Source organism: Mycobacterium sp. (assembly GCF_965229265.1).
Lineage (GTDB): Bacteria > Actinomycetota > Actinomycetes > Mycobacteriales > Mycobacteriaceae > Mycobacterium.
In genome coordinates, this window is the sequence record NZ_CBDDIY010000013.1 from 509,306 (window position 1) to 523,561 (window position 14,256).

Consider the following 14,256-nt stretch of genomic DNA (forward strand, 5'->3'; position numbering starts at 1 on the left):
CCCCCGCCGCGACGACGATCCGCACAGTTCAGAGCGTTGACGGCGCCGGCACTCGGGTTCGCTGGCGAACGTGGTCCAGCGGTCAACTCAGCGTGCTGTGCCACACTGGGTTCGAGTCGGTATCGAGGGAGTTTGGTTATGGCACTGCGGGTGAAGGGGGCTGTTGCGGCCACGTTGTGTGTGGTCGGAGTGGCCGCCGGGCTCAGTCTGGGCAGTGGGTCGGCGCTGGCCGATCCCGACCAGGCGCCCGTCGACCCCGTGGTCGTCGATGCGCAAGCACCGGGCGTTCCCGCCCCGGACCCGGCAGCCGTTCCGGCACCGGATCCGGCAGCCGTTCCGGCACCCGATCCGGCCCTGCCGGCCCCGCCGCCGGTGACCGATCCCGGCGCCCCGCCGGCGCCTCTCGATCCGCTGGCCGCCCAGCAGGCCGCAGCCGCGGCCGGGCCGGTCAAGGGCCAGAACCCGCTGCCCTATACCGGTGACCCGGTGTTCGCCCCGCCGTCGTTCAACCCGGTCAACGGGGCGTTGGTCGGGGTGGCCAAGCCGATCATCATCAACTTCGCCCGACCGATCGCCAACCGTCCGCTGGCCGAGTCGGCGATCCACGTCTCCTCGGTGCCGCCGGTTCCGGGCGCGTTCTACTGGACGACCGACACCCAGGTGCGCTGGCGTCCCTACAGCTTCTGGCCGGCCGGCACCATCGTCAACATCGACGCCAGCGGCGCCAAGTCCAGCTTCCGGGTCGGCGACGCGCTGGTGGCCACGGTCGACGACAAGACCCACCAGATGACGGTCACCCGGAACGGCAAGGTGGAGAAGACCTTCCCGGTATCGATGGGCAAGCCGGACGGTAAGCACGAGACCAAGAACGGCACCTACTACGTGCTGGAGAAGTTCCCCGACATCATCATGGACTCGTCCACCTACGGCGTTCCGGTGAATTCGGCCGAGGGATACAAGCTCAAGGTGCAGTGGGCGGTCCGCATCGACAACAGCGGGGCCTTCGTGCACAGCGCGCCGTGGTCCGTCGGTGACCAGGGCAAACGCAATGTGAGCCATGGCTGCATCAACCTCGGACCGGACAACGCCAAGTGGTTCTACGACAACTTCGGCAGCGGTGACCCGATCGTGGTGAAGAACTCCGTCGGGCTCTACAACAACCCCGACGGCGCCGACGACTGGCAGTGGCAGCTGGCCTGATCGGGCCGCTGACAGCCGGGGCACTCGCTCTGCCCCCGGCGCATCGAGCCTGCGCGCAGTGCGTGTTCAACGCGGCGGATTGCACTCCGGACGCAGACTCGGTGCGCTCACCGCAGGGTCGGCTGGACGAACGCTCAAAGGTTAGGCACAGCAACCACCCCCACAATGGGGTATGTGCCGCCAACTCCGTCGCCTGCACCGTCGCCGGCCGAGCCGGCACCACTGCCGCAGCTGCCGGCACCGGACTTCCACCAGTACGCACACGGGATCTCGCTGCTGGGCGGCTGGCTGCCGCTGACGGTCGAGATCGTCGCCGTCGTCGCGTTGCTCGTGGCCATCGGGTGGCGGCGAACCCGGCGCTGGTGGCTGGTCTGGCTGCCGGCGTGTGTGGTGGTGGGTGTGGCGGGTGCTCTCGTCGCGCGCACCTACGTCAACTCCCAGGGGCTGGCCTCGGACCCAGCGCCCTTCTATTTGTGGCTCTGGACAGGGGTTTTCGCCGCCGGGGTCGCGGTCGCAGTGCTGGGTTGGCGAGGGAGTTCCTGGTGGCGCCGTGGTGTGGCGGTCCTGGCGATTCCGTTGACGCTGTCGACGGCGCTGCTCGCGCTCAACAAGTGGGTCGGTTACTACCCGAGCGTGCCGGCCGCGTGGGGGGCGCTGACGGCGGGGCCGCTACCCAACCAGATCGATGCCACCGACCTGCCCGGCCTGCGTAACACCGTGCCAGCGACCGGGAAGCTGGTCGAGGTCGACATCGGTTCGGCAGTAAGCGGATTCAAGCATCGCAGCGAATACGTCTATCTGCCGCCGGCCTGGTTCGCCGGTGCTGTGCCGCCGCGGTTGCCCGTCATCATGATGGTCGCCGGTGAGTTCAACACCCCGGCGGACTGGATGCGCAGCGGCAACGCGATGCCCATCATCGACGCCTACACCCAGAGCCATGACGGCCAGGCGCCGATCTTTGTCTTCGTCGACTCCGGCGGGAGTTTCAACAACGACACCGAATGCGTCAACGGCCCCCGTGGCGACTCCGCCGACCATCTCACCAACGACGTCCGGCCCTATGTCGTCGACCAATTCGGCGCTTCCGGCCAGGCGGCCAACTGGGCGGTGGTCGGCTGGTCGATGGGCGGCACCTGCGCGATCGACCTGACCGTGATGCATCCGGAGTTGTTCAGCACCTTCGAGGACATCGCCGGTGACCATGGGCCGACTGCCGGCACCAAGGACCAGACGATCAGCCGACTTTACGGCGGGAACGTCGCGGCCTGGGATCAATTCGACCCGCGTACCGTGATGCTCAAACATGGCCCGTATCAGGGTGTCTCGGGCTGGTTCGAGGACACCGTCAAACCCGCCAACGGCGTATCGCCCTACGGCAACGGCGGTGGACACCGGCCGCAATCGGATGCGCCGCTGGGCTTCGGGGGGCACGACGAGTTCCGTGATTCCGATGAGGCCGGCGCCGCCGACGATCTGTGCACGACCGCGCAGAGTGTGGGTATCTCCTGCTCGGTGCACCGCATCGTCAGCTTCCACACCTGGCAGTTCGCCGAGCGGGCCTTCTCCGATGCGCTCCCGTGGCTGGCCGCCCAGATCAAGACGCCCGGGGCGACGGAGTCGCCCGCCTGAAGCCCACCGCCGCGGCGCCAAGGCAGGCCAGCGCGACGATCCCGGCGAACCATGGGAAGACGTCGGCCAGCGCCCAGCGGGTGGCTGCCCAGCCCGCCGCGATCGTCGGCAGCGCCATCGCGCTGTAGGCCAGCAGATAGAACGCCGACATCGTCTCGCCGCGCCGGTTGGCGGGCACCACATCGGACAGGTGGCGCAGGGAGCCGCCGAACCCGAGTCCAAAGGTGGCCCCGAGCAGCGCGGCCGCGGCGAACACCAGCGGCCAGCGGTGGGTCAGCAGCACCGGCACCGTCAGCAGCAGCGCGGCGGCCATCCCCACGTCGCCGATCACCGCCGAGCGCCGCGCCGGCACCCGGGTGGCGACCAGCTGCGCGACGGCGGCCGAGAACGCCGTCACCCCGACCACCCCGCCGCCGAACACCAGGTTGTGCATGTTGGTCTGCTGGGCGGCCAGCGAAGGATACAGGCTAAGCAGCACTCCGAGCACCGACCACGACGCCATCGCACCCAGGGCGGCGAACCAGAAGTCCTCCCGGATCTCCGGGGGCACAGCGGGTTTGCTGATCCGGATCTTCCCGCCGGTCCGGCCGGAGTGGGTCTCGCGCAGGGCGAGCACGCCGACGCCGACGACGGCGCACACCACCGCCACCACCGCGTAGGGGGTGCGCAGCGGATAGGCGACGTACTGGGCCAGCAATGACGAGCCGACGATCGCCACCGTCATGCCGATGTTGAAGCTCACGCCGCTGAGCTGGCCCGAGCGCACCCCGTGGTGGGGTCGCAGGTCCAGCAGCGCCGCGGCGCCGGCCACCACGATCGAGCCCACCGCCGCCCCGTGGATGGTGCGGGCCAGCAACAACATCTCGATGCTGTCGGCCACCAGGAAGATGCCCAACCCGACGATCAGCGCGACCAGCGCCCCGATCAGCACCGGCTTGCGGCCGACGACGTCCGACACCCGGCCAGATACCAGCACCGCGGCCAACGCGGCGAACGCGTACACCGCGAACACGACGGTGGTGGCCAGCGGGGAAAGATGCCAATTGGCTTCGTAGATGCCGTACAGCGGGGCAGGCAGACCGGAGACGCCCAGCGCTACCCCGGACAGTACGAGCAGCAGCGGATAGGCCCACCGCTGGCTGTCGATCTGGACTGGTCCCTCGTCGAGGCACGCCATCGCGACTCCGTAAGTTTGACGACGATCGAACTAGATCGAGGGTACGCTGAGGTTTGATGGTGATCAAACCTCAGTGATGGAGGGCACAACCATGGCCGAAGCGGAGCCGTGCGGGCCGGATTCCCATCCCGTCGCCGCCCTGCACCAGGTGCTGGCGGCGCTCCAGGATCCGGTGCGCCTGGAGATGGTGCGCCGGCTCCGCAACGCCGGTGAGCCGCAGCAGTGCAGTGCGCTCTACGACGGCATCAACAAGTCCACCGCTACCCACCATTTCAAGATCCTGCGGGAAGCCGGCCTCACCGAACGCCTGGTGATCGGCGGGCTCATTCACCAGCGGCTGCGCGTCGAGGAGGTCGACGCGGCGCTACCGGGCCTGCTGCCATCGGTGGTCGATGGCGCCAACCGCGAGGTGACCGCCCGCGGCTGACCTACCAGGTGCCGCGGTGCACCACCTCGGTGAACGGGCGACGGTTCGGCTTGTGGATCGGTGCCAGTGGCCGGTCGGCGGGATAGCCCAGCCCGAGCAGGTAGGCCACCAGATGGTCGCCGGGCACGCCGAGGATCGCCCGGGCCCGGTCCTGATCGCCGACCGCCGAGTGGCCGGTGCCGATTCCCAGCGCGGTGGCTGCGATCGCCATGGCCATCGTCGCCTGGCCCAGGTCGTACTGGTCGAGGAGCCGAGTGCGCTCGTCGGGTGGTTCCGGAACCACCAGGGCTAGCGCCGCCTGCGCCGAGGCGATGTGGCCCGCGCCGACCCACACCGTCGAAAGATCCTGCAGCACAGCATGATCAGTGACGGCAACGAAGTCCCAGTGCTGGTTGTTGCGGGCCGACGGGGAACGCCACCCAGCCTCGAGAATCCGGTCGAGGTCGGCCTCGGGGATCGGCGCCGCGGTATAACTGCGCACATTGCGGCGAGCGCGGATGGCGTCCCAGGCGTCCATACCGGTCAGTTCCAGATCCGGACGCGACGCTGCGGTTCCAGGTACAGGGCGTCGTCCTCGCCGACCTCGAACGCGTCGTAGAACGCGTCGATGTTGCGCACCACACCGTTGCAGCGGAACTCCGGCGGCGAGTGCGGGTCAACCGCTAGCCGCCGAAGTGCCTCGGCGGCACGAGCTTTGGTGCGCCAGACCTGCGCCCAGCCGAACAGCACCCGCTGCACTCCGGTCAGGCCGTCGATCACCGGCGCTTCCTTGCCGCCCAGCGACAGCTGGTAGGCCAGCAGCGCGATCGACAGACCGCCCAGGTCGCCGATGTTCTCGCCGACGGTGAACGCGCCGTTGACATGGGCGCTGCCGGTGCCGTCCAGATCGCGCGGCACGTAGGTGTCGTACTGCTCGATGAGTTGCTTTGTGCGGGCGCCGAACTCGGCGCGATCCTCATCGGTCCACCAGTCCACCAGGTTGCCGTCGCCGTCGTACTTGGCGCCCTGGTCGTCGAAGCCGTGCCCGATCTCGTGGCCGATCACCGCGCCGATCCCGCCGTAGTTCGCCGCGTCGTCGGCCTCGGCGTCGAAGAATGGCGGCTGCAGGATGGCCGCGGGGAACACGATCTCGTTCATCCCCGGGTTGTAGTAGGCGTTGACCGTCTGCGGTGTCATGAACCACTCGTCGCGGTCGACGGGCCCGCCCAGCTTCGCGAGCTCCCGGTCGAAACCCGCCTCGGCGCCACGAATGACGTTGCCGTACAGATCATTGCGGTCGATCACCAGTGTCGAGTAGTCCCGCCACTTCTTCGGGTAGCCGATCTTGGCGGTGAACTTGTCCAGCTTGGTCAGCGCCCGCTGCCGGGTGGCCGGCGTCATCCACTCCAGGTCGTTGATACTGACCCGGTAGGCCTCGCGCAGGTTGTCCACCAGCACGTCCATCCGGGCCTTGGCGTCCGGCGGGAAGTGCTGTTCGACGTAGAGCCGTCCGACCGCGTCGCCCATCAGGCCTTCTACCAGCGACACCGCGCGCTTCCACCGCTCCCGGATCTGCTCGGTGCCCGACAGGGTGCGGCCGTAGAAGGCGAAGTCCTCGTCGACCAGCGCCGCGGTCAGCACCGCGGCGCGCGCGTGGATGAGCCGCCAGCGCGCCCAGTCCTGCCAGTCGGCGAAGTCCGCGCCCGACCACAACTCGGCGAACGCGGTCAGGTAATCAGGTTGGCGGACAACAAGTTCCGATACCGCCTCCGGCGAGCTGCCCAGTGCGGCGATCCAGCCCGCCCAGTCGAAGCCGGGAGCCTCGGCCGGCAGGTCGGCGAAGGTCCGCAGGTTGTAGGTCAGGTCGGCGTCCCGGCGCTTGACCACATCCCAGTGCGCGGCGGCCAGCCGGGTCTCCAGCGCCACGATCCGCCCCGCGCGCTCGGCGTGCTCGTCGGGGGTCCCGCCCAGCACCAGGGCGAACATCGTGGCGATGTGCCGCGGGTAGGCCGCCAGGATCGAGGCGTGCTGCTCGTCGCGGTAGTACGACTCGTCGGGAAGGCCCAGTCCCGACTGGGTGACGTGCACCAGATAACGCGACGAGTTCTTCGAGTCGGTGTCGATGTAGAGCCCGACGCCGCCGCCCACACCGGTGCGCTGGAGCGCACCGATCACCGCGGTCAGGGCGTCCGGATCCGCCGCGGCGTCGATCCGGGCCAGCTCATCGAGCAGGGGCTGCACCCCGCGGTGCTCGACGGCCTCGGAGTCCATGAAGCTGGCGTAGAGATCGCCGATGCGTTGTGCGTCGGAGCCGGAGTCCGTCCCCGACGGGGCCGAGTCGCTGCGCTCCTGCCCGCCGGCGGCCTGCGTGATCAGCTCCCGCACCTGCTCCTCGGCCCGGTCATAGAGCAGCCGGAACGCCCCGTCGGTGGCCCGGTCGGCCGGGATCGCGTACTCGGTCAGCCAGCGTCCGTTGACGTGGCCGAACAGATCGTCTTGCGGGCGCACTTCGGATTCGACGTGGGACAGGTCGATGCCCGAGCGCAGAGTTTCTACCGTCACTCAACCATCCATACCAGAGGTTTACCGGTCGGCGGGCTGTCGGTGGGCCGATCACCGCCCGGTAGCCTCGCTGCATGCCCGAGGCGGACGACACGGTGGACCAGGCGCCCCAGCGCGTGCTCACCGGCTACGGCGTCGGCTCGGCGGTGCTGGGCCTGGTCGCGGTGGTCGCACTGGTCCTGGGTGGGCTGATCTGGTCGGCGCACCGCAGCTCCACTGTCGAACGGGGCTATCAGACCCGGGTCATGGCGGCGGCCGCCGACTGGACCGGGGTGCTGATCAACATGAACGTCGACAACGTCGACACCAGCCTGGAGAAGTTGCGCGAAGGCACCGTGGGCGAGCTCAACTCCGACTTCGAGGCCTCGATCAAGCCCTACCGCGAGGTGGTCAGGACGCTGCAGGCGCGCACCACCGGACGCATCGAGTCGGTGGCCTTCGAAACCGTCCACCACGATCTCGACGTCCAGTCCGGTCAGCGCCCGCCGGCGCCCGCGACGCTGCCCCCCGAACTGGCCGCCCGCACCGACTCGGTGCTGGTGATCGCCACGTCGGTCAGCGAGAACTCGGGCGGCAAGCCGACGACCGTGCGCTGGAACCTGCGCCTCGGTGTCTCCGACGTCGACGGCACGCTGATGATCTCGCGGCTGGAGTCGCTGCGATGAGGAATCTGGCCCGGGTCCTGGCGTTCGACATCGCCGCACCGCTGGCCGCGATCGCAGCCCTGCTGGCCATCGGCACGGTGCTGGGCTGGCCACTGTGGTGGGTGTCGGTGTGCTCGATGCTGGGCCTGCTCGTCGTCGAGGGCGTCATTGTCAATTTCGTTCTCTACCGGCGTGATTCGGTGACCGTGGGCACCGACGACGAAGGTCCGGGGCTGCGCCTGGCGGTCGTCGCGGTGGCCACCGCCGCGCTGGTGGCGGCGGTGGTCGTCGGCTACACCCGGTGGACCCAGCCCGACCGGGACTTCACCCGGGACTCCGCCGACGTGGTCCGCATCGCCACCGCGGTCTCCGAGGCCACCGCCACCTTCACCCCCGCCGACCCGACCTCGTCGATCGATCGGGCCGCGTCGTTCATGGCGCCCGAGCGTGCCGACGCGTTCAAGAACGAGTTCGGCAAAGCCACCTCGGATCTGGCCAAGAAGAACATCTCCGCGCGGGCGCAGACCATCTCGGCGGGGTTGGAGGCGCTCGGGCCGTCGGCGGCCAGCGTGGCGGTGGTGATGCGCGGCACCCAGACTCAGCCGGGTCAGCCGCCGAGCACCGCGACGCTGGCGTTGCGGATCGGGCTCGCCAAGCAGGACGGCCGCTGGCAGGTGCTCGACATCGCCCCGATCAACGCCCGATGAGCCGGGCGTAGTCGACCTTCAGGCAGCGGTCCATCACCACCCGCACCCCGGCGGCCTCGGCACGCTCGGCGACCTGCTCGTGCCAGAGCCCCTGCTGCAGCCACAGGTAGCGGGGACGCGGGTGCAGTGCCAGGGTGTCGGCCAGGACGGCGGGAAGATCCTCATAGCGGCGGAACACGTCGACCATGTCGGGCACCACGGGCAGGTCGGCCAGGCTCGGGTAGACCGGTGTTCCGTCGATCTCGGTGATGTTGGGGTTGACCGGGTACAGCGCGTAGTCGCTGAACTGGGCCAGATACTCATACACCCCGTAACTGGGCCGGGCCGGATTGTTCGACGCACCGACCACCGCCACCGTGCGAGTGTCGCGCAGGATCTGGGTCAGCTCAGCCGAATCCGGAGCGGACACCGGGGCTCAGGAGCCGTCCGACGTGCGCTGGGCGCGCATCTTGGCGAACCGGTCCGAGAGCCGTCGCATCCGAATCATCAGCGAGGCCGGCGGGCTCACCGTGCCGTCGAGGTAGGTGCTCAGATCGGCCGGCGCTACCCCGATGCGGGAGGCGAACTCCTGCTCACCCAGACCAGCGCGGTCGAGCAGCAGTCGCACGTGACGCGCCGCCTCGGCACGTTCGTTGGCCTCCAGGTGGTTGCGGGCCCGGATCAACACCTCGGAGAGGGCCTTGGAGATGCCGTAGGGCTGGGCGTGTTCCAGCACCTCTTCGACCTGCCGGGCGGTGCGGCCGTAGGGATCGCGTTTGATGGCCACGACGATGCGCTGCCAGATGGTGATGTCGCCGGTCTCCAGCGCCGCCCGGATCGAGGCAGTCGGCCAGAACTCGACGGGACGGATGTCGTCGTTGAAGGCGTCGGTGCCCGGTGCGGGTACGGCGTCGCGACGTGGGTCCGCTGCCAACGTCACCTCGCCTCCTCCAGGATCGCCACCGCCACCGCAAGGCAACGTTGCCTGACCCTCTCCCAGTCGGCTTCCCCCTCCGGCCCGGCCCACCGGGCGTCATCATCGACGTCGGAGGGATTGGGATCGGCGAGCCGGCGCACCAACTGGGTCGTCACCCATTGTGGCTTAGATTGCCCAGAACAGTAATACCGGTCCATCCCGGCGAGTACCACCGCTGCGGCCTCGGTATCCATCACATCGACCAGGTCGGCGAACTCGGCGTAGTCGGCGTGGGAGTTGCGGCACATGATCAGGTAGGCCTGCAGCCGCAAGGTCTCGGCGCAGGTCGGAATCTGCAACCGGTCGCCGGTGGGCAGCTGCACGTTGGTGGTCTCCACCGGGCTGAGCCGCGCGACGGCGGGTTGTGCGCTGTCGGCCTCGGTCTCCAAGGCGTCGAGGGCGATCGAGATGCGGCCGCGCCACATCGTGACCGGGTGGATCGGTCGCGTCGTGGTGGCTCGGGCGCTGCGATAGGCCCGAATCAGCCTGCGCTCGACGGTCTGCGTGCCGCCCGCGGGGATCCGCTGCGGGCCCTGCGCGTTGGCGTCGTCGCTGCCCTTGACCCTGCCGGTCAGCTCGCTGCAACCGCTGAACGCCAGCGGGTCGGCGACGCTGATCGCATCCGGGGCCAGGTTCTTCAGCCGGGCGGCCCCCTTGACCACCATCCGCAGATCCGCGGTCGGCGGCACCAGCGTCGAGATGTCGTCGGGGATGACCACCAGGTCGCCGAGGTCCACCTTGGGCAGCGGCTTCTCGAAATCCACCGACGGCAGGATGCGGGCCAGCCACGCGGGCAGCCACCAGTTCCACTCGTCGAACATCGCCATCAGTGCGGGCACCAGCACCAGCCGGACGATGGTGGCGTCGACGGCGATGGCCACCGCGCAGGCCACGCCGAGCTCGGCGACCAGCGGCATGCCGGCGAACGCGAAGCCGGTGAACACCGCGATCATGATCAGCGCGGCGCTGGTGATCGTGCGCGCACTGGTGGCCACGCCGTAGGCCACCGCGTCGCGGGTATCGCCGGCCTGCAGGTAGCGCTCCCGGATCCGGGTGAGCAGGAAGATCTCGTAGTCCATCGACAAGCCGAATGTCATGGCCAGCACCAGCGGCGGAATGGTGCTGTCGATCGAGGTGATCGGCTCGAACCCCAACCCCTCCAGCCACCCCCACTGGAAGACCATCACCAGGCTGCCGTAGGCGGCGGCGACCGACAGCACCGTCATCAGCACGCCCTTGAGCGCCAGGAACACCGAGCGCACCGAGATCAGCAGCATCACGAAGGCGATCAGTGCGACGAAGACGAAGACCAGCGGCTGGGTGTGCGACACCTGATCGTCGAAGTCCTTGATCAGGGCGGTGGGACCACCGACGTCGACCTCAGCGCCGGCGGCGGCCGGGACCTTCGGCAGGTGGGTGCGCATCCAGTCGATGGTGTTGCGCGCGCCGATGTCCTCGGGGTCCACCGACAGCACCGCCGAGATCAGGGCGCTGGTGTTGTTGTCGGAGAACGCCGGTGTGGAGACCGACACGATGTTGGGCGCCTTGGACATCTCGGTGCCGATGGCCTCGATGGCCGGGGCGTTCTTCGGGTCGGAGGCGTCGCCGCCGGGGAAGGTGACCAGCACCCGCACCGGCCCCAATGCGCCGGGGCCCAGTGCCTCGGCCGCCGCGGCCACACCACCCCGGATCTCGTGGGAGGACGGGAACTGCCGCTGCATGCTGTTGCCGAGCACCATCGAGAACGCGGGCGCGGCCATCAGCACCAACACCGTCGTCGCGATCAGCGCCGACAGCCACGGCCTGCGCATGACTTCCCCGACCCAGCGGGTCCAGAACCGGGACTGGGTCGCCTCCCCGCGCCGGGACCACTGCAGCATCGGCGAGCGTTTGGCTACCGACCGCCCGAAGGTGGCCAGCACCGCCGGCGTCAGCGTCGTCGAGGTCAGAACCGCGATCGCCACCGCCAGAATCGCGCCGGTGGCCATTGAGCGCAGCACCGGGGTGTCGATCAGGTAGATCCCGGTCAGCGAGGCGATCACGGTCAGACCCGACAGCAACACCGCCAGGCCCGAGGTGGCCATTGCAGCGTCGGCCGCCTGCTGCGGGTCGCGGCCGGCGCGCAGTTCCTCCCGGAACCGCATCAAGATGAACAGCGAATAGTCGACGGCCAGCGCGATACCGAACATCGACACCGTCGACGTCACGAACACCGACATGGTCATGACGGTCGAGAGCAGATAGACCACGCCCATCGTCACCACGACGGTGCACAGCGCCAGCGCCAGCGGGACCGCGGCGGCGGCCAGCGAGCCGAACACCGCTAGCAAAACAATCAGGACGATCGGAAGGTTCCACCGCTCGGCTTCGGCGATGTCGTGTTTGGTGCTGGTCTGGGCCGCCGCGCCGAGCGCGCCCTGGCCGATGACGTAGAGCCGCACCCGGCCGTTGTCGATCTGGCCCGGCTGATCGCCCTGCACGCCGATCTTCTGCCGCAGCTGCCGGGCGACGTCGACGGCGCCGGTGTTGTTGAAGTCCAGCCGCAGCGACACCACGTAGGGCTTGTCGGGGGCGGGCGCCGGCTGGGCGGGGTTGGGCACCACCACGACGCTGGGCACCTGCTTGGCCGTCTGCTCCAACTGGGCGACGGCGGCGTTCATGTCCTCAAAGCTGGCGTCGGCACGGGGCGCGGCCACCAGCGCCAGCGGGGAGGCGCCCTGCTCGGGGAAGTGATCCTCCAACTGGTACTGCACGTGCAGCGACTGCGAGCCTGCGACGTCGAAGCCGCCGCCGGTGAGGTGGTTGGACTGGGTCAGGGCCAGATACACCGACGGCACGAGGGCCAGCAACCAGCAGGAAAACACCAGCCAGCGGAATCTGCGCAGGTTGCTGCTCAGGCGCATCATGAACTGCTGGATGTTGATCTCCCCGCATTCTCCCCGAATTGCGTGGCTGCGAGCCTACCGCAGATGGCTGTGGGTCGACCTGCCGCAATCGGCGGTCTTAGCTGGATTGAGACCTCCCGATCAGGTCTTCGTTACCGACGTTGAAGTGGCAGCCGCCGGGCCGGGGATGGCAGGATGTGCACTGGCCATCTACCGGGTCGGGGACCTAGCTGTGCCGCAGTGACGCTGAGCGCGCGCGGCCGGCACAGAGCGAACCTGGAGGAGTCCCCATGCGCTGGCCCACCATGTCGATTCGAGGTGCTCGCCGCCGACTCGGCGCCGCCCTCACCGTCACCGCGGCCGGGGGTGTGGCCGTCGTCGCGCTGATGTCCTCGTCGGCCACCGCCGCCCCGGATCCCTGCGCGGCCAGCCAGATCGCCAGGACCATCGGAACGGTCGCCACCAACACCGGCACCTACCTGGACACGCACCCGCAGACCAACCAGGCGCTGACGACGATCTCCCAGCAGCAGGCCGGCCCGCAGACGGTCGCGGCGCTGAAGGGTTACTTCGACGCCAACCCCCAGGCCGGTAAGGATCTGCAGACCATCCAGCAGCCGCTGGCAGGCCTGTCCGCCCAGTGCAAACTGCCGGTTAGCCTGCCGCAGCTGCTCGGCCTGCTGCAGTCGGCTCAAGGCGGCGGCCTGCCCGGCACCGGATCCGGCGCCCTGCCCGGCGCGACGCCGGCGCAGGCGGTCGCCGGGAGCCAGACCCCGTCGGGCGGCGGCCCGCTACCCGGCCCGGCCACGTTCAGCACCCGCTGATCGTCCTCGACCCGGTTCGTCACACCGATCGGCCCTGACCAGCTGCTTCGGAACATTCTCACGATTGGTTAAGCTCAAGGCGCGAAAGTCGGCAGCAAGTCTGCTTAGCTTTCTTCTGTCAGTAATGGTTACTGGCCTGGCTTCTCCCAAACGCTAAGGAGTCCGAGCATGTTGCTTAATGCCCGTCTTGCCCGTCGCGCAGTCGTCGGAGCGATCGGCACGGGCGCTGTCGCCGGCGCGATCCTGGTTGCCGCGGCGCCGACCGCGCTCGCCGATCCGCCGCCGAACTGCACCGCCGCCGACCTCGCCGGGGTGGCCGCAGGTGTATCCGCCTCGACATCGGTGTACCTGTTCACGCACCCGGACGTCAACGCATTCTTCACCGGTCTGGAAGGCGCCCCGCGCGACACCATCCGCACCGAGGTGAAGCAGTACCTCGACTACAACCCGACGGTGAAGGCTGAGCTGCAGGGCATCCGCCAGCCGCTGGTCGACCTGAAGAACCGCTGCGGCGGTAACCCCGATCTGCCCCCGTCCTAATCCGCGGTGCGGGTAGGGCAGCAGCCCGCGCATGAAGGCGCCGGCCGCACCGTCTTGATGGTCGACGACGACCCGGACGTTCGGACCTCGGTCGCACGTGGATTGCGGCACTCTGGGTTCGATGTCCGGGTCGCGGCGACCGGCAAGGAAGCGTTGCGAATGTTGGCGGGTGAAAACCACGACGCACTCGTCCTCGACGTTCAGATGCCCGAGCTGGACGGTGTGGCAGTGGTGACCGCGCTTCGCGCGCTGGGCAATGACATTCCGATCTGCGTGCTGTCGGCGCGCGACACCGTCAACGACCGTATCGCCGGCCTGGAAGCCGGCGCCGACGACTATCTGACCAAGCCCTTCGATCTGGGTGAATTGGTGGCGCGCCTGCATGCGTTGCTGCGCCGGGCGGCGAACTCCCACGAGGGCTCCGACGCGGTCACCATCGGACCGCTGACCATCGACACCGCGCGCCGGCTGGTGTTCGTCAACGGCGACCGGGTCGAGCTGACCAAGCGCGAATTTGACCTGCTGGCCGTGCTGGCCGAGAACTCCGGTGTCGTGCTGTCCCGGCAACGGCTCCTCGAGCTGGTGTGGGGTTACGACTTCGACGTCGACACCAACGTCGCCGACGTGTTCATCAGCTATCTGCGACGCAAGCTGGAACGCGAGGGCGTGCCGAGGGTGATTCACACGGTGCGCGGGATCGGCTACGTCCTGCGCTCGGAGCCGTGAG

The 14,256-nt window shown here is 68.9% G+C and carries 14 protein-coding genes; 8 read left to right on the forward strand and 6 right to left on the reverse strand.

The annotated features are described in order from the left end of the window. The first annotated feature begins 138 nt into the window (after positions 1-138). Positions 139-1,200 (forward strand): L,D-transpeptidase, encoded by a 1,062-nt coding sequence (locus ADBZ9K_RS24515; protein ID WP_526624848.1) that lies wholly within the window; start codon positions 139-141, stop codon positions 1,198-1,200. A gap of 174 nt (positions 1,201-1,374) precedes the next feature. Continuing rightward, positions 1,375-2,829, forward strand: a complete 1,455-nt coding sequence (locus tag ADBZ9K_RS24520) for an alpha/beta hydrolase (RefSeq protein ID WP_526624849.1) — start codon at positions 1,375-1,377, stop codon at positions 2,827-2,829. Here the strand turns inward: ADBZ9K_RS24520 and ADBZ9K_RS24525 are convergent. Then, positions 2,795-4,006, reverse strand: a complete 1,212-nt coding sequence (locus ADBZ9K_RS24525) for an MFS transporter (protein WP_526624850.1) — start codon at positions 4,004-4,006, stop codon at positions 2,795-2,797. The two genes, ADBZ9K_RS24520 and ADBZ9K_RS24525, sit on opposite strands and share 35 nt — an antisense overlap. Before the next feature lie 91 nt (positions 4,007-4,097). Here ADBZ9K_RS24525 and ADBZ9K_RS24530 point away from each other — a divergent pair, with 91 nt between their 5' ends. After that, positions 4,098-4,433, forward strand: a complete 336-nt coding sequence (locus ADBZ9K_RS24530) for an ArsR/SmtB family transcription factor (protein ID WP_526624851.1) — start codon at positions 4,098-4,100, stop codon at positions 4,431-4,433. 1 nt (position 4,434) lies between these two features. Here the strand turns inward: ADBZ9K_RS24530 and ADBZ9K_RS24535 are convergent, their stop codons facing one another. Beyond that, a complete protein-coding gene (locus tag ADBZ9K_RS24535) occupies positions 4,435-4,950 on the reverse strand; it encodes a nitroreductase family protein (RefSeq protein ID WP_526624852.1) in 516 nt (171 codons plus the stop codon). Between the two features lie 5 nt (positions 4,951-4,955). Next, positions 4,956-6,974 carry a M13 family metallopeptidase gene (locus ADBZ9K_RS24540; protein ID WP_526624853.1) on the reverse strand — a complete coding sequence of 673 codons (2,019 nt, stop codon included), beginning with the start codon at positions 6,972-6,974 and terminating at the stop codon, positions 4,956-4,958. A 74-nt stretch (positions 6,975-7,048) separates the two neighbouring features. Here ADBZ9K_RS24540 and ADBZ9K_RS24545 point away from each other — a divergent pair, with 74 nt between their 5' ends. Beyond that, positions 7,049-7,639 (forward strand): hypothetical protein, encoded by a 591-nt coding sequence (locus ADBZ9K_RS24545; RefSeq protein WP_526624854.1) that lies wholly within the window; start codon positions 7,049-7,051, stop codon positions 7,637-7,639. Beyond that, a complete protein-coding gene (locus ADBZ9K_RS24550) occupies positions 7,636-8,325 on the forward strand; it encodes a hypothetical protein (RefSeq protein WP_526624855.1) in 690 nt (229 codons plus the stop codon). Before ADBZ9K_RS24545 ends, ADBZ9K_RS24550 begins: the two co-directional genes overlap by 4 nt. On the opposite strand, the gene ADBZ9K_RS24555 is transcribed toward ADBZ9K_RS24550, so the two are convergent. Genes ADBZ9K_RS24555 through ADBZ9K_RS24565 form a run of 3 tightly spaced genes read right to left on the reverse strand, consistent with a single transcriptional unit; the run spans position 8,312 to position 12,186 of the window. Further along, positions 8,312-8,734, reverse strand: a complete 423-nt coding sequence (locus tag ADBZ9K_RS24555) for a CoA-binding protein (protein ID WP_526624856.1) — start codon at positions 8,732-8,734, stop codon at positions 8,312-8,314. The two genes, ADBZ9K_RS24550 and ADBZ9K_RS24555, sit on opposite strands and share 14 nt — an antisense overlap. Before the next feature lie 6 nt (positions 8,735-8,740). Next, positions 8,741-9,244, reverse strand: a complete 504-nt coding sequence (locus ADBZ9K_RS24560; protein WP_526624857.1) for an XRE family transcriptional regulator — start codon at positions 9,242-9,244, stop codon at positions 8,741-8,743. Continuing rightward, complete coding sequence (locus ADBZ9K_RS24565; RefSeq protein WP_526624858.1) at positions 9,241-12,186, reverse strand: MMPL family transporter; 2,946 nt, start codon at positions 12,184-12,186, stop codon at positions 9,241-9,243. Before ADBZ9K_RS24565 ends, ADBZ9K_RS24560 begins: the two co-directional genes overlap by 4 nt. 269 nt (positions 12,187-12,455) lie before the next feature. Between ADBZ9K_RS24565 and ADBZ9K_RS24570 the strand changes: the two genes are divergently transcribed. From ADBZ9K_RS24570 to ADBZ9K_RS24580, 3 genes are all read left to right on the forward strand, one after another. Next, the gene (locus ADBZ9K_RS24570) at positions 12,456-12,989 is read left to right on the forward strand and encodes a hemophore (protein ID WP_526624859.1); all 534 of its coding nucleotides are present in this window, start codon (positions 12,456-12,458) and stop codon (positions 12,987-12,989) included. A gap of 168 nt (positions 12,990-13,157) precedes the next feature. Further along, on the forward strand, positions 13,158-13,529 hold the full coding sequence (locus tag ADBZ9K_RS24575) for a hemophore-related protein (protein WP_526624860.1): 372 nt from the start codon (positions 13,158-13,160) through the stop codon (positions 13,527-13,529). A gap of 57 nt (positions 13,530-13,586) precedes the next feature. After that, a complete protein-coding gene (locus ADBZ9K_RS24580) occupies positions 13,587-14,255 on the forward strand; it encodes a response regulator transcription factor (RefSeq protein WP_526624861.1) in 669 nt (222 codons plus the stop codon). Position 14,256 lies beyond the last annotated feature (1 nt).